Origin of the sequence: Bifidobacterium pseudocatenulatum DSM 20438 = JCM 1200 = LMG 10505, assembly GCF_001025215.1 — a bacterium.
Lineage (GTDB): Bacteria > Actinomycetota > Actinomycetes > Actinomycetales > Bifidobacteriaceae > Bifidobacterium > Bifidobacterium pseudocatenulatum.
In genome coordinates, this window is the sequence record NZ_AP012330.1 from 1,491,326 (window position 1) to 1,509,281 (window position 17,956).

16 protein-coding genes are annotated in these 17,956 nt (G+C 54.9%); 8 read left to right on the forward strand and 8 right to left on the reverse strand.

Features of this window, described 5'->3' with window-relative positions:
• Nucleotides 1-108: 108 nt before the first annotated feature.
• Together gap and ybaK are read left to right on the forward strand one after the other, a co-directional pair.
• Nucleotides 109-1,164, forward strand: a complete 1,056-nt coding sequence (gene gap, locus BBPC_RS06275; RefSeq protein ID WP_003834362.1) for a type I glyceraldehyde-3-phosphate dehydrogenase — start codon at nucleotides 109-111, stop codon at nucleotides 1,162-1,164.
• A 130-nt stretch (nucleotides 1,165-1,294) separates the two neighbouring features.
• Nucleotides 1,295-1,801, forward strand: coding sequence for a Cys-tRNA(Pro) deacylase (ybaK, locus tag BBPC_RS06280; protein WP_004220577.1), 507 nt, complete (start codon nucleotides 1,295-1,297; stop codon nucleotides 1,799-1,801).
• A 25-nt stretch (nucleotides 1,802-1,826) separates the two neighbouring features.
• On the opposite strand, the gene BBPC_RS06285 is transcribed toward ybaK, so the two are convergent.
• Nucleotides 1,827-2,840 carry a 4-hydroxy-3-methylbut-2-enyl diphosphate reductase gene (locus BBPC_RS06285; RefSeq protein WP_033500508.1) on the reverse strand — a complete coding sequence of 338 codons (1,014 nt, stop codon included), beginning with the start codon at nucleotides 2,838-2,840 and terminating at the stop codon, nucleotides 1,827-1,829.
• A gap of 162 nt (nucleotides 2,841-3,002) precedes the next feature.
• Here BBPC_RS06285 and BBPC_RS06290 point away from each other — a divergent pair, with 162 nt between their 5' ends.
• Together BBPC_RS06290 and BBPC_RS10280 are read left to right on the forward strand one after the other, a co-directional pair.
• A complete protein-coding gene (locus tag BBPC_RS06290; RefSeq protein ID WP_004220579.1) occupies nucleotides 3,003-3,953 on the forward strand; it encodes an aldose 1-epimerase family protein in 951 nt (316 codons plus the stop codon).
• 174 nt (nucleotides 3,954-4,127) lie between these two features.
• Nucleotides 4,128-4,202 (forward strand): 50S ribosomal protein bL37, encoded by a 75-nt coding sequence (locus BBPC_RS10280; protein WP_003817083.1) that lies wholly within the window; start codon nucleotides 4,128-4,130, stop codon nucleotides 4,200-4,202.
• A 132-nt stretch (nucleotides 4,203-4,334) separates the two neighbouring features.
• Here BBPC_RS10280 and BBPC_RS06295 read toward each other — a convergent pair whose 3' ends face one another.
• Nucleotides 4,335-4,580, reverse strand: a complete 246-nt coding sequence (locus BBPC_RS06295; RefSeq protein ID WP_004220580.1) for a hypothetical protein — start codon at nucleotides 4,578-4,580, stop codon at nucleotides 4,335-4,337.
• Nucleotides 4,577-5,122: a sigma-70 family RNA polymerase sigma factor gene (locus tag BBPC_RS06300; protein WP_192917045.1), complete on the reverse strand. Its 546-nt coding sequence runs from the start codon at nucleotides 5,120-5,122 to the stop codon at nucleotides 4,577-4,579. The genes BBPC_RS06295 and BBPC_RS06300 overlap by 4 nt, the downstream gene beginning before the upstream one ends.
• A gap of 155 nt (nucleotides 5,123-5,277) precedes the next feature.
• On the opposite strand from BBPC_RS06300, the gene BBPC_RS06305 reads away from it, so the two are divergent.
• Both BBPC_RS06305 and BBPC_RS06310 read left to right on the forward strand, forming a co-directional pair.
• Nucleotides 5,278-6,831 carry a UDP-N-acetylmuramoyl-L-alanyl-D-glutamate--2,6-diaminopimelate ligase gene (locus BBPC_RS06305; protein WP_033524069.1) on the forward strand — a complete coding sequence of 518 codons (1,554 nt, stop codon included), beginning with the start codon at nucleotides 5,278-5,280 and terminating at the stop codon, nucleotides 6,829-6,831.
• A 61-nt stretch (nucleotides 6,832-6,892) separates the two neighbouring features.
• The gene (locus BBPC_RS06310) at nucleotides 6,893-7,891 is read left to right on the forward strand and encodes a lipid II:glycine glycyltransferase FemX (protein ID WP_004220585.1); all 999 of its coding nucleotides are present in this window, start codon (nucleotides 6,893-6,895) and stop codon (nucleotides 7,889-7,891) included.
• A gap of 155 nt (nucleotides 7,892-8,046) precedes the next feature.
• Here BBPC_RS06310 and BBPC_RS06315 read toward each other — a convergent pair whose 3' ends face one another.
• A complete protein-coding gene (locus BBPC_RS06315; RefSeq protein ID WP_047749631.1) occupies nucleotides 8,047-9,666 on the reverse strand; it encodes a bifunctional folylpolyglutamate synthase/dihydrofolate synthase in 1,620 nt (539 codons plus the stop codon).
• 146 nt (nucleotides 9,667-9,812) lie between these two features.
• Between BBPC_RS06315 and BBPC_RS06320 the strand changes: the two genes are divergently transcribed.
• Both BBPC_RS06320 and BBPC_RS06325 read left to right on the forward strand, forming a co-directional pair.
• Nucleotides 9,813-11,414: an aminopeptidase P family protein gene (locus BBPC_RS06320; protein WP_004220594.1), complete on the forward strand. Its 1,602-nt coding sequence runs from the start codon at nucleotides 9,813-9,815 to the stop codon at nucleotides 11,412-11,414.
• 1 nt (nucleotide 11,415) lies between these two features.
• On the forward strand, nucleotides 11,416-11,937 hold the full coding sequence (locus BBPC_RS06325) for an NUDIX hydrolase (RefSeq protein ID WP_004220596.1): 522 nt from the start codon (nucleotides 11,416-11,418) through the stop codon (nucleotides 11,935-11,937).
• Between the two features lie 102 nt (nucleotides 11,938-12,039).
• On the opposite strand, the gene BBPC_RS06330 is transcribed toward BBPC_RS06325, so the two are convergent.
• From BBPC_RS06330 to BBPC_RS06345, 4 genes are all read right to left on the reverse strand, one after another.
• Entirely contained in the window at nucleotides 12,040-13,749 is a 1,710-nt protein-coding gene (locus tag BBPC_RS06330) for a dipeptide ABC transporter ATP-binding protein (RefSeq protein ID WP_004220599.1), read from the reverse strand.
• A 4-nt stretch (nucleotides 13,750-13,753) separates the two neighbouring features.
• Nucleotides 13,754-14,926, reverse strand: coding sequence for an ABC transporter permease (locus tag BBPC_RS06335; protein WP_004220602.1), 1,173 nt, complete (start codon nucleotides 14,924-14,926; stop codon nucleotides 13,754-13,756).
• 1 nt (nucleotide 14,927) lies between these two features.
• Nucleotides 14,928-16,019 (reverse strand): ABC transporter permease, encoded by a 1,092-nt coding sequence (locus BBPC_RS06340; protein ID WP_004220603.1) that lies wholly within the window; start codon nucleotides 16,017-16,019, stop codon nucleotides 14,928-14,930.
• A gap of 169 nt (nucleotides 16,020-16,188) precedes the next feature.
• Nucleotides 16,189-17,820 carry an ABC transporter substrate-binding protein gene (locus tag BBPC_RS06345; RefSeq protein WP_022245451.1) on the reverse strand — a complete coding sequence of 544 codons (1,632 nt, stop codon included), beginning with the start codon at nucleotides 17,818-17,820 and terminating at the stop codon, nucleotides 16,189-16,191.
• Between the last annotated feature and the right edge of the window lie 136 nt (nucleotides 17,821-17,956).

The window sequence follows — 17,956 nt, forward strand, 5'->3', positions numbered from 1 at the left end:
CGAATGCGTTGCCTTAAGTACAGGTGACGCACTAAAGTGGGTGACGTTGGTAAACAATGGCTTCTGTGTGCCCAGCACACGTGTGGCCTACCCTAAAGGGAGAATTACATGACAGTTAAGATTGGTATCAACGGCTTTGGTCGTATCGGTCGTCTGGCTTTCCGCCGCATCTTCGAGCTGCAGGCTCGTGGCGGCCAGGCCGGTGACATTGAGGTCGCTGCAATCAACGATCTGACCACCCCGTCCATGCTGGCCTACCTGCTGAAGTACGACAGCACCCACGGCACCTTCCGTCATGACGATGGCACCCCGGTTGAGGTCACCTCCACCGAAGACTCCATCGTGGTTGATGGCAAGGAATACAAGGTTTACGCCGAGAAGGATGCCAACAACATCCCGTGGGTCAAGAACGATGGCGTTGAGTTCGTGCTCGAGTGCACCGGCTTCTACACCTCCGCTGAGAAGTCCCAGGCTCACATCAACGCTGGCGCCAAGAAGGTCCTGATCTCCGCTCCGGCAAAGGACGAGACCACCCCGACCGTCGTCTTCGGTGTGAACCACAACATCCTGAAGGCTTCCGACGTGATCGTGTCCGCCGGCTCCTGCACCACCAACTCCATGGCCGCTATGGTCAAGCTGCTGGACGAGAACTGGGGCATCAAGGCTGGCTTCATGACCACCATCCACGCCTACACCGGCACCCAGATGATTCTCGACGGCCCGCGCTTCCCGAAGGCTCGCAACAACCGCGCCGCCGCGATCAACACCATTCCTCACTCCACCGGCGCTGCCAAGGCCATCGGCAAGGTCGTTCCGTCCGTGAACGGCAAGCTGCAGGGCCACGCCCAGCGTATCCAGGTTCCGGATGGCTCCGTCACCGAGCTGACCACCGTTCTGAACAAGGAAGTCACCGCTGACGAGATCAACGCCGCATTCAAGGCCGCATTCTCCTCCACCGAGTTCTACGGCTACAACGAGGATGGCATCGTGTCTTCCGACATCATCGGCGACACCCACGGTGGCGTGTTCGATCCGACCCAGACCGACGTCAACACCGTTGACGGCGTGACCATGGCTCGTACCGTTTCTTGGTACGACAACGAGTATGGCTTCACCTGCAACATGGTGCGCACCCTGCTGTACTTCGCTGAGATCTCCGAGTGAATCAATAGCGGAACAATCCGCACGATTCTCAGTAGAACTTAGTGCAAGGGCTTTCGCTTCACGGCGGAAGCCCTTTTGTTAACCGACGCAAATACGTACCGATACAAATACGTTTTAGAGTAGAAGCAACATGGGCAAGAAAAAGCATGAGAAGGGAGCCGGTTCAACACCGGCAACAGTGCAACTGGAACAAGCGGGAATCCCATTCAAGACTTACGAATACGCACATTCAAACGACCATATGGATGACGGCTATGGGGTCGAGGCCGCCACCAAACTGGGTTTTGACGAGCATCAGGTATTCAAAACGCTTATGGCCGATACCGGCTCCGAACGCGTGGTAGGCGTGGTTCCTGTAAGCGGACACATGGATCTGAAGGCGCTGGCCGCAGCGGTCGGAGCCAAAAAAGCCTCCATGGCCGATCCAAAGGTCGCCATGCGCGAATCCGGGTATGTGGTTGGAGGCATCTCACCGCTCGGTCAACGCACACATCACAAAACCGTACTCGACGAAAGCGCTTTGCAATATAGCGAGATACTGCTGTCGGGAGGCAAACGCGGCTTCTCAATCGGCATCAATCCCAACGATCTGCTCAAAGTGCTTGACGGCGTAGCCGCGCCTATCGGCACTCGGTAAAGTACTCGATGCTCGCAAAGCCTAATCAGCGGACCGGTTTCTTACGAAGTTCACTGGGAAGCACGAAATGCATGTTTTCCTTGATGGTTTCAATGGTGGTCACATCATTGAAACCTTGGCTTTGCAGCGATTCGATAACACCTGACACCAATTCGTCAGGTACGGATGCGCCCGACGATATTCCCACGGATTCAACACCCTCGAACCATGTGGGATCAAGCTCGGACGCATCATCCACACGGTGGGCCTTTCCGCAAGCACCATCCAGTACACCGCCAAAACGCGTGTTCAGCCCCTCCTGCGCAACTTCCGTCAAGCGTACGGAATTTGACGAATTCGCCGAACCGACAATCACCACGCAATCCGACTGCTCGGCAACGAGTTTGACCGCAGCCTGACGATTCGACGTGGCATAGCAGATGTCGGAATTCGGAGGCATCTCAAGCCATGGGAAACGCTCCTTCAACGCGGCGATAGTGCCTGCCGTCTCATCCACGCTCAGCGTGGTCTGCGAAAGTAGCACCAACTTCGTATCCGAAGAAAAATCCAGCGAATCGACATCCGACTCATGCTCAATCAGATGCACATGTTCCGGAGATTCGCCGACCACGCCAACGGCCTCATCATGACCCTTATGCCCGATGTAGATGATTTCGTAGCCTTCTTTGACGAAACGCAACACCTCACGATGCACCTTGCTCACCAAAGGGCATGTGGCGTCAACAACATGCATGCCCCGAGCCGCAGCCTCAGCCTTCACCGCAGGAGACACGCCGTGCGCAGAGAAGACAATCGGAATTCCTGCGGAAGCTGCGGAATCGGGAATCTCAGCCAATTCCTGCACGAATACTGCACCCTGAGCCGACAGTTCTTCGACAACATGCTTGTTGTGCACAATCTGACGACGCACATACACCGGCGGCAGATCGTCAGTCCGAGGTGGATTGGCAGCCTTGAGAATCGTCTGCACAGTCAGAATCGCCCTGTCGACGCCCGCGCAAAAGCCACGGGGATCCGCCAGTACGATGCGCTTGGTCATGATGGCCGCCTTTCGTTGCTTTGTGAAAACCTCATCAATACTAAGACATGGGCGGCACGCCGAAGAAACAGCATCGTCATACGGCATAAAACAGGTAAACTGTGGTGTTAGCCGGTAACGCTACCGTTACCGGAACCTATCCAACGGCACTATGGAGTGACTATGACCTGCATTAACCTGCCTGCCCGTACCGGACAGCAATTCTCCATCTCCCACGGCGACTATGAAGCCGTCATCACCGAACTTGGCGCCACTATGCGCAAACTGACCTATAAGGGCGAAGATCTGACCGTCGCCCTTGGCCCTGATGATCTGGTGACCTGTTGCCACGGCCAGATCCTCATTCCGTTCCCGAACCGTATCGAAGGCGGCGAGTACACGTTCGAAGGCAAGACCTATTCGCTGCCAATCGACGAACATGACCGTAACACCGCCATCCACGGCTACGGTTACCGCTCGTTCTGGAAGCTGATCTCTCTTGCCGAAGACGCAGTGACCCTCGCCTGGCGCTCCCCCAACATGGTCGGTTACCCGTTTGACCTGTATGTCACCGCCACCTACAGCCTCGCCGATGACGGCATGCACTTGACCGTCAGCGCCTACAACAATGGCAACGCAAACGCGCCGTGGGCTTTGGCCATTCACCCGTGGCTCGCCAACAGCCTTAACGGCTATGGCGACGAGATCGACGAGCACAACGCCAAATGCAGCCTCACGCTGCCGGCTCGCACGCACGTCACCGTAGACGAGAACCTCATTCCGACCGGCACCGAGCCGGTTGACGGTACCAAATACGATCTGCGCGAAGACACTCTGCTTACCGAGCAGCCGTTCGATGACGCATGGACCGATCTGGAGCACGCCGAAGACGGTTCCGTCACGGCAGTATTCACCCGCGCCGATGGCAAGAAGGTCCGCGTCGGCGGCGACGAAACCATCACCTCGTTCCAGGTATGCACAGGCACCAAGTTCCCCGCATCCCAGCATCCCGCCGGCGTTGCCGTGGAGCCGCAGACCGCCTATGCCAACGCATTCAACACGGGCAACGAGCTGATTGTGATCAAGCCGGGTGAAACCACCAGCACCTCGCTATTCCTCGGTATGGCCGAGTGAACATGCGAGTGAACGTGATCAAGTAATCCAATCGGTTACACCGACTGATTCTGGTCATATAAAAACCGAAGGATAAGCCTAAGCGGCCACCTATCGAACACCGGATTTGGCAAACGTCTCGTTCGTGTGCGATAATCCCGAAGGCTTATTAATCGTAAGTAAAGGAGTCCAATCATGGGCATGCGCGGACGTAAGCGCAAGGATCGTCGTAAGAAGGCCGCCAATCACGGCAAGCGCCCAAACGCCTGATCCCTGCCAGCGTGAATAACGCTACAGAGCATTGAAGACCCCGCGAATCATCATTGACTCGCGGGGTCTTCTCATACTTCTTCAGCCTGCAATAGGCCTGTCACAAGCCTATTGCAGGGAACATGCACGGACTTATTCTCCGCAGCAATGGTCAAGCGTAGCTTCAAGACGGTCAATCAGACTCTGCGGGGCATGCTGCGGGCGCAGATACGCGCGCATGGCCGCGATCAATGCCCGTTCACGCTCGTCGCAGCAACGTTCGGGGTCGAAACAATCACCGGAGGCGCTAACGCGCACACTGGTATGCGTCACCCGGGTCACAGTGCCGTCCTCGCTGGTGGTGACAGTGGTGGTATGCCGTTCGATCGATTCACTCATGCGCTGTCCTTCCCTGCCGTGGCATAGCCACGTTCCTTCGCATAGTTGGCAAGTTCTCGTTTCAACTGCGTACGCGCACGATTGAGACGACTCATCACCGTGCCGATCTTCACACCCTGTTCGTCAGCCACCTGCTGGTATGACTTGCCATCAATCGCAGCATCGATGAACACCTGACGGCGTTCCGGCGAAAGCTTGGCGAGCGCCGCCATGATTTCCTCGGGCGCATAGGCATCCAAATATTCCTGTTCCGCGGATTTAAGTTCTTCCGAGGAATGCCCCGAAGCCGAATAAATGTCCCAATCGTCATATTCACCGGTGGAATCGTTAGCCCGCTGCGGTCTGCGTTTGGCTTTGGCATACTGGTTGAAATAGGCATTCCGCTCGATGGTCGTCATCCACGCGGCGAAATTCGTTCCCTCCTGAAAGGAGTCGAACGCCTTGAATCCCCGTTCGAAAGTATCCTGCACCAAATCTTGGGCATCATCGGGATTGTTGGTAAGCTTCATCGCCTGCCGGTACAACGCATCGACCACAGGCATGGCGAGTTTTTCAAAACGCGCCCTTTTACCTACCGTAGTTTCCGTTCGTACTTCAGTCACAGCTTTATTGTAACCACCCAGACTTCCACATGCCATGCACATAGCTGACGGTAGAATGGCTGTTCGGTATCCGAAGAACAGGGAGAACACGAAATATGGCTTTGACTTTGGCATCAGCAGCACGCTTGCTCAGCGAGCATGGATTGTTGCGCGAAATCATCCAAGGAGACGCCTGGACGCTTGACGCGCAAACCATCAACGGATTCGACAAGCCATTCGGTTCAATCACCTATGACACCAGGCAGGTCGTATCTGGCGCGCTCCTGTGCTGCAAAGGCCGTTTCAAAGCGGAATATCTCGATGGCATCGATGATCGTGGACTTGCCGCATACGTTGCGGAAAACGACTTCTCCGCGGCGACGAAAGCTCCGGGACTCATCGTGAATGACGCGCGCAAAGCCATGAGTCTGCTGTCCGCGGCATTTTATGGGTACCCGCAGAACCAACTGAAAATCATCGGCATTACCGGAACCAAGGGAAAAACCACTACCGCCTACCTCACCCAAGCCATGCTCAACGGCTGCTCCTGCGGCAAATGCGCTTTGTTCTCTTCCGCAGACAATTGCCTTGACGGACATACCTATGTCGAGTCCGATTTGACCACACCGGAGTCCATGGATGCGTTCCGTATGATGCGCGAAGCCGCTGATAACGGCATGAAATACCTGGTTATGGAGGTTTCGTCGCAGGCGTACAAAGTCGATCGCGTTTTCGGACTTACTTTTGACGTCGCCGCATTCCTTAATATCAGCCCGGACCATATCAGCCCCATCGAGCATCCGACATTCGAGGATTACTTTCACTGCAAACGGCAGATCGTAAAGAATTGCCGTTCCTTGGTTCTCGGCACGGCATGCGCACATGCCGATCTTATTCGTCAGGATGCTGCAATCGCCGATATTCCCGTCACCACGTTCGCTCTTGGCGAAGCATCGGCCGCGGATGTGACCGCATGGCCGGAATCCGCCGACCATAGCCGTTTCGCCATTGCGGTGGAAGGTGAACAGATCGGCTCGCTCAGCCTGCAATTGGATGGCGATTTCAATTATGCGAACGCCGCCGCGGCCATTGCCATTGCGCATGCCGTTGGATTCGATTTCCACGAAACCGCCGCGAAGGAAGCACTGCGCAATATGGAACCGGTACGTATCGCCGGTCGTATGGAGCATTTCCACGATACGAAGTCGAACACCATCGCCATCGTTGATTATGCGCACAATTATGCTTCCGTAACGGCGTTGCTCGACTATGTCTACCAACGCTACGGCAAGGACGATCCTGAAGTCACGCTGGTCACTGGATCCGCAGGCAATAAAGCGTATGATCGCAGATCGGAAATCGTCCGGGCTGCACAGAATCGCGTCAACCATCTGATTCTCACCTTCGAAGACACGGATGACGAGCCTGTGGAACACGTCTGCCAAGACATGCTCGACAGTGTCACCAATCCTGATCTGGATGCGAGGATCATTCTCGACCGTACGGAAGCAGTGGAGTCGACCGTAGCAATCGACCGCAAGAATCCCAACCGCCTCCATATCATCCTTATCATCGGCAAAGGCAACGAGCGCTGGTTCAAGGACCACGGCAAGCATATTCCCTTCGAAGGCGACGACCACATTGTGGAACGTATTTTTGGGCTTGCCTGACCTGCGGCAACAGCCAACCATCATCGAGTAATCACCAACCATAAGGAACAATCCAGCAATCATGATCACTCTTGAATTCACCGACGCAGCCACCATGGAACAGCAGGCTGTGCAGGCGGGTCTTACCCTGCCCATCGAACAGACCGCGGTATGGGCCAAATATCAGAACACCATTGACGGACGTACGCCGTGGGGTGCGTACGTGGTGAAGCAGGACGGCGCTCCAATCGCATTCATCGCGCTCATCGATTACGAAACCCATGGATACCACTATTTGAGGTCCGTTCATGGTCCGGCTTGGCTTAACAAGCCTTCCGCGCAGCTGGAAGCGCAGGTTCGCGACCTGCTTGTCGAGGATGTACGCAAACGCGATAAAAACGTTGTGTTCCTGCGTATCGACTTGTGGGATTTCGAAGGCTCGTTCCCGGTGCTTTCCACCGTTCCTTACAACGAGACCGTGCACGTGGACATCACCGGTGGCGATGAGGCGGTTCTTACCCGCATGAAGAAGCGTGGCCGCCGCGACGTGCGTAAGGCGTTGAGGGAGAGCCCCGCCGCTTGCGCCGATGAGACCGCGCAGGCGATGGCTGATTTTTCCGAATACTACGAGGTCATGGTTGATACCGCCCACCGTGATGGTTTCTCCCCCGCTCCGATGAGCGACTATGTCGATATGATCAGCAATCTTGGCCCTGATCATGCGCGCGTGTTCGCGGCACGTATCGACGGCAAGGTTGTGGCATGGTCCATCATCACCATCAATGGCGATCACGCGGTCTATTACTATGCGTGCATGCGTACGGAAATCATGCGCCAGCATGTTCCTGACAAACTGATTTACGTTGTATGTTGCGCACTTGGAGAGCGGGGCTGCACTGTTCTCGATTTGATGGGCATCGGCAACGATTTCGCGCCTTCATTGAAGAGTTTGAACGGATTCAAGACGAAATTCTCCGAGAATATCGTACAGGTTTCGGCAGGTCGTGACATTCCGGTCAAGAAGGCGTTCTACCGTTCGCTCACGCTGCTGCAGTCGCTACGTCGCAAACTACGCAAGTAATAATCGCGCCTCACGACGGATAGCGCAAAATATCGTGCAAAGGAGTATGCAGCGAATCGATATCGCTACATACTCCTTTGTATTGCATTACAAGTTGTTGTATCGATGGATTGTCGACAACAACCGACAATCCATCATCGCCATGCATTATGCGATTACTGCACATCTTCAGAAGATGCATCATCCGCATGTTCAGTATTGGCAGCATCTTCGGAACCATCAGTATCTTCATCTTCAGCAAGATCCGGACCGACACTGCCGAAATCGTTGATATCGAAATCAGGATTGGCGTCAGATTCGAAATCGAGATCCGCCTCGTCCTGATCCTTACGCGGTTCCGGCTCAACAGCCGCCTGGAAGACACGTTCCGACTTCGGCTTCTTCAAATCGGGATTGACTTTCTCTTCCAGCATGAGACGTGCATCGCCAGCCGTGGTGAAGCTACCGCAAATCAGCACGCCGTGACCATAGCCAACACCAAGCTCATCATCGGCGTCAACCATATTAACAGCCTCCTGAATGGCATCCGGCAGTTCAGGAACACACGTAACCCTTTCCGCACCAAACACGCGTTCAGCAACCGTTTTCAGGTCTTCCGCGGGCATCACACGATCACGCCACGAGTTTTCAGTGACAATCACATGGCTCAGTAATGGTTCGAGCACGCCCAAATACTCTTCGACCTGCTTGTCTCCCATCATGGCGATCACGCCGACGAGCTGCTGGAAATCGTAATTTTCCTCAATCGCGGCACGCAACGATTCTGCCGCATTCACATTATGCCCGCCATCCAGAATGATCGTTGGCGATGTACGAATCTGCTCGATGCGGCCTGGAATCCTCACCGTGCTCAACGCCTCAGCCACAAGATCACCGTCAAGCGCACCGTTGACGGGAATCACCACTTCCGCCGCGCACAGGGCCGCGAGCGCATTATGCGCCTGATGTTCGCCGAATTTGGCGACCGGCACTTCTGCGTACGTGCCATTCGGCGTACGCAGGGTCACAACCTGACCGCCGACTGCCGGAATGCGGGTCACGACTTCCGCTTCGATGCCGTCTCGCACCAGATTGGCATGGTTTTCCGCCGCCGCTTCCTCGATAATCGGCATGACGGCCTCTTCATGCGGTTGACGCCCAATAACCGCGGTGCAGCCCGGCTTGATAATGCCGACTTTTTCGGACGCGATCTGTTCCACGGTATTGCCAAGCCATGCCATATGGTCCATGTCGATCGGTCCGATAATGGCCGCATCGGCATCGAGCACGTTGGTGGCGTCCCAGCGGCCGCCCATACCGACTTCAACGATGGCCACATCGACCGGAGCGTCGGCGAACTTCCAGATGGCCATGGCGGTAAGCACTTCGAAGAAGCTCATTTTTGGCTTGTCGAGTTCTCCCATCTTCATGTCGACCATGGCTACAAGGTCTTTGATTTGATCCCAGGTATCAACGAAATCATCGTCGGAAAGCTGCTGTCCGTCGATGGCGATGCGCTCGTTGACATGTTCAAGATGCGGTGACGTGTACAAACCGGTTCGCATGCCGTAGGCGCGGCAAATCGCCTCGGTCATGCGCGCGGTAGACCCTTTGCCGTTGGTTCCGGTGATGTGAATCACACGGAACGACTGCTCGGGATGTCCCATGATGTCGAGGATCATCTTCATGCGTTGCAGGTCAAGATTGGTGGTATTGCGCTCTGATGGGCGGCTCATGATGTCGCGTTCGACGTCGATCATGCTTTCATTGTTGCGATTCGGATGTTCGAATGACATATTCTTTCGGATTCCTCCCCTACCTTGGGATTGCTCACTCAATCTCCCCTATTCTATGTGCTTGCATGAACGTTGCGCGGCGCAAAAAGTTATAGGATGGTTTGCGGTAATTACGTAAGCATGGATAACCATATTCAGGAGATGTGATGAACGAAGTCATTACCGATAAAGACAAGGAGTATGAAGCCATGGAGCAGGCCAGCGCCCCCGGCCCCGATCAGGCGATGAGCGACCGTGTGAACAATCGTTCGCTGCGCCCGCGTTCCGAGGCGTTCAAAGAGTTCATGACCACCGGTTGGGATGATAATGAGCCGGCTATTGAACCGTTGGAGTCTTCCCATTACATTCAGGCTCGTCTTGACACGCTGGGTAAGGCCTTTCCCGGAGAGCGTATTGTGATTCCAGCCGGTCAGCCGAAAGTGCGCAACAATGACTGCGACTATGCGTTCCGTCCGGATACGACGTTTTCGTATTACACCGGTTTGGGTGAAGACTACGAGGCCGGTGCAGTGCTGGTGTTGAATCCGGTTGATCCTGATTCTCCGGAGGCTGCGGCCGGCAAGACGCATGTGCCGGAATTGTTTGTGGCTCCGCGTGCGAACCACTACACACAGGACTTTTTCATGAATGCCCATTATGGAGAATATTGGGTTGGACCTCGTGCCGGCTTGCAGGAGATGACTGCAATGACCGGTATTGAGACCAATGACATTGCACAGCTGTCTGACGCATTGAGCAAGGATGTCGGCTCTGAGGCTGGTGCCGTGCGTGTGCGTGTGATCCGCGAGGCTGATCCGCAGATCACCGAAATGGTGGAGGATATTCGCGAGGCGAACGGTTTCGCCGATCCGGATGGCAATACCGATGCCGATGACAAGCTTCATGAGTTTGCCGCCGAGGCTCGCATGTGCAAGGACGAATATGAGATTCGTGAAATGCGCAAGGCCGTTGCCGCAACCAAGCATGGTTTCGACAATATTCTGCGCAAGCTGCCGTCGTCGCTCGACAAGCCTCGTTCGGAACGTATGTTGGAAGGCGCGTTCAATGCCATTTCCCGTGAGGAAGGCAATGAGGTCGGCTACGATACGATCATCGCTTCCGGCGCTCATGCGCCGATTCTGCATTGGATGCGTAACACCGGTACCGTGGAGTCCGGCGATCTGCTGCTAATTGATGCCGGTGTGGAAGTCAATAGCTTGTATACGGCCGATATCACGCGCACGTTCCCGACCAACGGCAAGTTCACTGATTTCCAAAAAAAGTTGTATCAGGCGGTTTTGGACTCCCAGCAGGCTGGTTTTGAGGCCGCCAAGCCGGGTGCCACGTATTCCGACATTCATCATGCGTGCATGCGTGTGATCGCTGAACGCCTGCACGAATGGGGTATTCTTCCGGTCGATGTCGAGGAGTCGCTTTCTCCGGAAGGACAACAGCATCGACGTTGGCTCGCCTGTGGTGTGGCCCATCATCTTGGTTTGGATGTGCATGATTGCGCTCAGGCACGTTATGAGTCGTATCAGGGTGCTGCGATTCGCCCTGGCATGATTTTCACGATTGAACCGGGTCTGTATTTCCGTGAGGATGATCTGTTGATTCCGCCGGAGTATCGCGGCATCGGCATTCGCGTTGAAGATGATGTATTGATGACTGAGGATGGTCCGGAATGGATTTCCGCCGGCATTCCAAAGCAGATCGATGAGGTCGAAGAGTGGATGGCCAGCATGGCTGCCGAAGGTGCAAAAGTCTGATATGCCAACGCCTGAATTCATTCTCGAGTTACGCAAGAAAGTCGGCCACGACCTCCTGTGGCTGATGGGCGTCTCCGGCTATGTCGAAGACGAGCAGGGTCGTGTACTTCTTGGCAAGCGTTCCGATACCGGCGAATGGGCCATGGTGTATGGCATTAATGAGCCCGGCGAAGAGCCTGCCGACACGGTGGCACGTGAAGTCAAAGAAGAGACTGGCGTGGATGTCATCGTCACCGATTTGGTGTCGGTGAAGTCCTCCCATAGGGTGCTTACGTATGCGAATGGCGACAACACCATGTATATGGATCACCTGTTTATATGCAGGCCGGATCCAAATGGCAATACCGAACCATTCGTAGGTGACGAGGAGAGCCTCAACGTAGGCTGGTTCTCCCCCGACGACCTGCCTCAGCCCCTGGCCGACACCACAGTGGAACGCATGGGCTACGTGCGTGAGTACATCAAGAACAAGGCGAACGGCGACGCACACGCGCAATTCTCCTTCAACGGTACGATTCGCTGAACACAGTCACAATTGAATATATACACAAGAGCTGGTGTGACGGTTCATGATCGTCGCACCAGCTCTTATGTATGTCAGGAAGCCGCGAAACTCACTCCGGCATCAAATTCCTTTGGCGAGCAACTCGTGCAGCTGAGCGCAATGTTCTCGCTGTTCACGCGGATCAGGCACCGGCAGCGATGCCAACAACTTCTGCGTGTAGGGATTCTGCGGGTTATTCATAACCTGATCGGCATCACCATGTTCCACAATCTCACCCTTATGCATCACCATAATGCAATCGGCCAGCATATCGACCACGGCAAGATCATGGGTGATGAACAGGCATGCGAAACCTATTTCCGCCTGCAGTTTCTTAAACAGCTCCAACACCTTCGCCTGTACCGACACATCCAATGCAGAAGTCGGCTCGTCGGCGATCAGCAGGCTCGGCTTAAGCGCCAGCGCTCGTGCCAAGGAGGCACGCTGACGCTGACCGCCGGAAAGCTCATGCGGGAACCGGTTCATATATGCACGCGGCAACTGCACCATTTCGAGCAGATCTCCCACATAGTCGCTCGCTTCCGACACAGACGAGTACTTTTTATGCACGATCAGCGGTTCTGCCACATTCTCCGCGATGGTCATCAGCGGATTGAATGAACTACCCGGATCTTGGAACACAAAACCAATATCAGCACGCTTGGGTTTGAATTGACGTTCCTTGACACCGTTCATTTCCACACCCAACACGTTCAGGGAGCCGCCGGACACTTTCTGCAAACCCGCGATGGCACGACCGGTAGTGGATTTGCCGGAACCGGATTCGCCGACCAATCCCAGCACTTCGGAACGGTGAATAGTGAAATCAATACCATTGACCGCCTTGAAATCAGGCTGCGTCAAATGCCCAGGATAGGTGATAGTCAGTCCCTTGGCCTCGACGGCAATGGGTTGGTCATGCCAATCCTTGCTGCGTTCAATCACCTTGCCCTGCTCATCACGAACGACCAGTTTCTGCCCGATACGCGGCACGGCCGCGAGCAACCGCTTGGTGTAATCGTCTTTCGGCGAGTAGAAGATCTGTTCGACGCTTCCCTGCTCGACCACATGACCTCGATACATGACCACCACTTCATCGGCGATATCGGCGATCACACCCATATTATGGGTGATAATCAGCACGGAGGCGCCGAATTCGTCGCGGGCAAGACGCAACAAGTCAAGAATTTCTGCCTGCACGGTCACGTCGAGCGCGGTAGTCGGTTCGTCAGCCAGAATCAGACCTGGATTGAGCACCAACGCCATGGCGATGACGATACGTTGTTTTTGGCCGCCCGAGAACTGATGCGGATAGTAGTCAATTCGAGTTTCGGCATCAGGAATGCCTACTTTTTTGAGGATATCCACGGACTTGGCACGAAGCTCCTTCTTGTCTTTCATGCCGTGCGCGCGAAGTCCCTCTTCGATTTGCCATCCGATGGTGTACACCGGATTAAGTACCGAATTAGGTTCCTGGAACACCATGGCCGCTTCTGATCCGCGCATACGGCGCAGATCTTCTCCGGAAAGAGACAGTACGTCAAGCTGCTCATTGCCTTCACGGTTCGACAGATAAATCGCGCCGGAAGTGGTTGCCGTCTCCGGCAACAGCTTGATAATCGAACGTGCGGTCACGGATTTTCCGGAACCTGATTCGCCAACCACACCCACCACGGTTTTGCGTGGGATGGTGAAGCTAATCTTGTCGATGGCTTTGATGGATCCTGCGTCGGTCATGAAGGAAACGCTCAGATCCTTGACTTGCGCAAGATTGGTTTGTTCGTCACTCATTGCGTCACTCTTCTTCCTTGGAGCCCCATTCGGAGGCGGTAAATGACGGGTCGCGATCCGTAACGGTCACTGGCTGATCGCTGGCTCCCATTGGATTCTTGGCGGCCGCGAGCTCGGCTATCACCTCGTTGCGAACGCCCGGCTTCTGGCTGGGATCAACCGAAGTATCTTCGATGGATCCAACCACCTCACCAGCGGATTTGCGTGCACGCAGACGCGGGTCGGCAAGGTCATTGAGGGATTCGCCCACCAAGGTGATACCCAGAACAATCAATACGATGGCGATACCTGGGAACACTGCGGTCCACCAAATGCCCGCGGTTACATCCGACACGGAACGATTCAGATCGTAACCCCATTCAGCGGCTGCGGTAGGTTCGATGCCGAATCCGAGGAAGCCCAATCCCGCAAGAGTCAGAATCGCTTCGGACGAGTTCAACGTCAGAATAACCGGTAACGTTCTGGTGGAGTTCTTAAGAAGGTGCTTGGTCATGATGCGCCATGTCGACGCGCCCACCACGCGAGCGGAATCAACGTAAGCGGATTCCTTGATTCGAATGACCTCGGATCGAATGGTACGGAAATACTGCGGAATATAGACCACGGTGATGGAGATACCCGAAGCGAGAATGCCACTCCACAGACCAGACTGACCGCCGGAAATCATAATGGCCATCAGAATCGCAAGCAGCAGCGAGGGGAAAGAGTAGATGGCGTCGGCGATCATGACAAGCACACGATCCACCCAACCACCGAAATATCCGGAAACCAAACCGAGCAATACACCCGCGAAAATAGAAAGCAGCACAGCGATCACAATCGCAATGACCGCGGTACGAGAGCCCCAAATCACACGGCTGAACACGTCATAACCACCTGCGGTGGTACCCCAAATATGCTCGGATGAGGGTGCTGCCTGGGCTGGGAATGAAACTCCATTGGCATCTTTGAGCTGCGCATAGCCGTACGGTGCAATTACGGGCGCGAACAAGGCCACGAGCAGGAAGAACGCCGTGAGCAACAGGCCGGTAATCAGCATGCCTTTCTGCCAGCCGACCGCTACGCGAAGCTCCTTGATGATCGGAATCTTGGCCCAGAACGGAGCTTTCCTGTTGACTTTGAGATCGTTCAGACGAGTGTCACCCGGGACGGTGACGTTATTTGCTGATGCAGTCATGTCAGTACCTCACTCTCGGATCCACCAACGCGGCGATAACGTCAACGATGAAGTTGACGACGGCCACGATGATGGCGATCAGAATCACAATGCCCTGCACAGCTACGAAGTCACGCGCTTTCAGATATTGGGACAACATGAATCCGAGTCCCTTCCATTCGAAGGTGGTTTCGGTAAGCACCGCGCCGGCGAGCATCAATGCGATCTGCATGCCCATAACGGTGATGATTGGAATAAGCGCCGGCCTCCATGCGTGCTTGCTGAGCAGACGTTTTTCGGCGACGCCACGCGAACGCGCAGCCTCGACATAGCCGGAATTGTAGGTGGAAATCACATTGGTGCGCACCAAACGAATAAACACGCCTGCGGTGAGCAATCCCAACGCCAGCGCAGGAAGCACGGCGTGACGCAACACGTCGGCCAGCACGCTCATATCACCCAGCTGCAGTGCATCGATAATGTAGAAGCCGGTCGGAGAGACGAGTCGGGTGAACTGCATTTCCGAAGACAACGAGCATCGACCGGATGCCGGCAACACGTTCAGCCAGATGGCGAAAATGAGTTTCAGGACCAATCCCAAGAAGAACACGGGGGTGGCGTAGCACAGAATGGCAAAGGTTCGAATGCCTGCATCGGCAGCGTGATCGCGTCTGCACGCAGCTACACGACCTAAGCCGATACCTACGATCAAAGCAACAATGAGCGATAGGAGCGCCAACTCGAAAGTCGCTGATCCGTAATGAACAAGAATGCTGATAACCGGCTGATTATCAGTCAACGTAGTGCCGAGATCCCCATGGAGCAAACCCCCAAGGTAATCGATATATTGCACAATAAGAGGACGGTCGTAGCCGGCCGCATGAACACGCTTTTGCAACTCGTCAGGGGTAAGACGACCACCCAATGCCGCAGAAATAGGATCGCCTGTAGCTCGCATCACAAAAAACACGACGGTGACGAGAATGAAAACGGTTGGAATAATGAGCAGGAATCGAGTCAGGACGAAACGGAAAAATCCGCCTGACAAATGATTCTTTTTGGCTTGTTTCGGCTTCGCCTCCTGAGAGACGGCCGGAGCTGCTGTGTCTGACACGCGATGCTCCTTGATAAGAAGCCTGTACGGCTTTGATTTACAACAATATCGAATCACTGCGCCGTTTCAGGCAGATAATTCGGGAAATGGGGACCTCCGGCCATAGACCGGGGATCCCCAGTGGTTTTCTATGCAGGCTGCGGCAGGTCATGCCGCACATCCGCACACATCACGCCTTGGTGACAGATGCGAAACGGAAACGGAAGGAAGCGTCGAGCACAACACCCTTCACGTTGGCGCCGGTAACTGCAACCTGCGCACCCTGCAGCAGCGGGATGGTGGACAGGTCTTCGGTTTCAAGGGTCTGAATCTTCTTGAGCAGATCCTCACGGGCGCTTTCGTCGGTTTCACCAGCCTGCTCCATAATCAAATCGTTGATTTCGGAGTTGGAGTAAGCGTTGTTCACGAAGTTGCCGTCACGGAAGAACGGAGACAGATAGTTATCCGGGTCGGAGTAATCCGGGAACCAGCCGAGCTGGTAGACCGGGTAGGATCCATCAGAGTCCTCGGTAACAACACGGTCTTTGTTGTACTGGGTCCATTCGGTGGACTGCAGGTCGACCTTGAACAGACCACCCTCCTCGAGCTGAGCCTTGAGAGCCGCATACTCGTCGGCGGAAGAGGATCCATAGTGGTCCGGATTGTACTGCAGCTTGAGCTCAACCGGAGTGGAAACGCCTGCGTCCTCAAGAACCTTCTTGGCCTTGTCGGCGCTCGGCTTGCCGTTGCCGTCACCATACGCGGTCTTGAAGGTGTCTTCGTGACCAACTAAACCGTCCGGAATGTAGGAGTACATCGGGGTGTACGTGTCCTTATAGACCTTGGTCGCCAACTCCTCGCGGTCGATGAGGTTAGCAACGGCCTGACGCACAGCCTTGGCCTTGTCGGCATTCGGTTCGTCGGACTTGGTGCCGTACGGCTGGATGTTGAAGTTGAAGACCAGGAAGCGTTCCTCACCGCCCGGACCCTTGACGACCTTGACCTTGGAATCCTTGGACAGATCATCGATGTCGGTCGGAGTCAGAGAACGGTAGGCCACGTCGACCTGTCCCTGCTGCACGGCCATCTTCAGGTTGGAAGAATCGGCAAAGTACTTGACCTGAACAGTGCTGTTCTTGGCCGGGGTCAGACCCTGATAAGAGTCGTTCTTGGAGTAGCCTGCAACCTCATTGGCCTTGTAGGAGGTCAGAATGTACGGACCGGCGAAAGCCTTCTCCTTGATGATGGTGTCAGCATCAGTGAGCTTGTCGGCGGAGAAGACCTCTTCGTCGACAATCGGACCAGCCGGGCTGGAAAGCACCTGCTTGAGGGTCACATCGTTCTTGACTTTGGAATGGAACACCACAGTGGTGTCATCTGGCGTATCGATGGATTCGATGTTGGCCAGCAACGAACTCGGACCATTCTCATCGTTGATCGTGTTGACACGGTCGAAGGAGAACTTGACATCGGACGAAGTCAGGTCGTGACCATTGGCGAACTTCAGGCCAGACTTGATCTTAACGGTGAACTCAGTGCCGTCGTCACTCCAGGTACCGTCATCCGCAGCGATGTCCGGAGACAGTTCAGAGGTGTTGTAGTCCTGCGCATACAGGAACGGGAACACGTTGATTTGAACGGCATAGGAACCGTTGTCATAGGAGCCGGCAGGGTCAACGCTAGTAACCTTGTCCGTGGTGCCGACGGTAATGACATCCGCATCCCCCGATGCGGAACCGCTATCCTTTACGCCGCCGCATGCCGCGAGCGAGGCCAGTGCGGCAATCGAAACAGCCGCAGCCATAATCTTCTTGTGATTCACTATGGAATCCTTTCTCTTCCTGCTGTCGTAATTGGTACTCCAAAACGACGTGCCATAAGGGTAGGGCACACTTTGTTAGCGAAACATTTCACGGAAGCTCATTTTGCGACATCACCCTTTCTCGATCCAACGAAAA

What these genes read in the sequence shown, in the direction of transcription:
- ybaK (WP_004220577.1), top strand. Translation starts at nt 1,295, where the DNA reads ATGGGCAAGAAAAAGCATGAGAAGGGAGCCGGTTCAACACCGGCAACA.
- BBPC_RS06330 (WP_004220599.1), bottom strand. Translation starts at nt 13,749, where the DNA reads ATGAGTGACGAACAAACCAATCTTGCGCAAGTCAAGGATCTGAGCGTT.
- BBPC_RS06315 (WP_047749631.1), bottom strand. Translation starts at nt 9,666, where the DNA reads ATGTCATTCGAACATCCGAATCGCAACAATGAAAGCATGATCGACGTC.
- BBPC_RS06295 (WP_004220580.1), bottom strand. Translation starts at nt 4,580, where the DNA reads ATGAGTGAATCGATCGAACGGCATACCACCACTGTCACCACCAGCGAG.
- BBPC_RS06300 (WP_192917045.1), bottom strand. Translation starts at nt 5,122, where the DNA reads ATGCCTGTGGTCGATGCGTTGTACCGGCAGGCGATGAAGCTTACCAAC.
- BBPC_RS06325 (WP_004220596.1), top strand. Translation starts at nt 11,416, where the DNA reads ATGCCAACGCCTGAATTCATTCTCGAGTTACGCAAGAAAGTCGGCCAC.
- BBPC_RS06285 (WP_033500508.1), bottom strand. Translation starts at nt 2,840, where the DNA reads ATGACCAAGCGCATCGTACTGGCGGATCCCCGTGGCTTTTGCGCGGGC.
- BBPC_RS06290 (WP_004220579.1), top strand. Translation starts at nt 3,003, where the DNA reads ATGACCTGCATTAACCTGCCTGCCCGTACCGGACAGCAATTCTCCATC.
- gap (WP_003834362.1), top strand. Translation starts at nt 109, where the DNA reads ATGACAGTTAAGATTGGTATCAACGGCTTTGGTCGTATCGGTCGTCTG.
- BBPC_RS06310 (WP_004220585.1), top strand. Translation starts at nt 6,893, where the DNA reads ATGATCACTCTTGAATTCACCGACGCAGCCACCATGGAACAGCAGGCT.
- BBPC_RS06335 (WP_004220602.1), bottom strand. Translation starts at nt 14,926, where the DNA reads ATGACTGCATCAGCAAATAACGTCACCGTCCCGGGTGACACTCGTCTG.
- BBPC_RS06305 (WP_033524069.1), top strand. Translation starts at nt 5,278, where the DNA reads ATGGCTTTGACTTTGGCATCAGCAGCACGCTTGCTCAGCGAGCATGGA.
- BBPC_RS06320 (WP_004220594.1), top strand. Translation starts at nt 9,813, where the DNA reads ATGAACGAAGTCATTACCGATAAAGACAAGGAGTATGAAGCCATGGAG.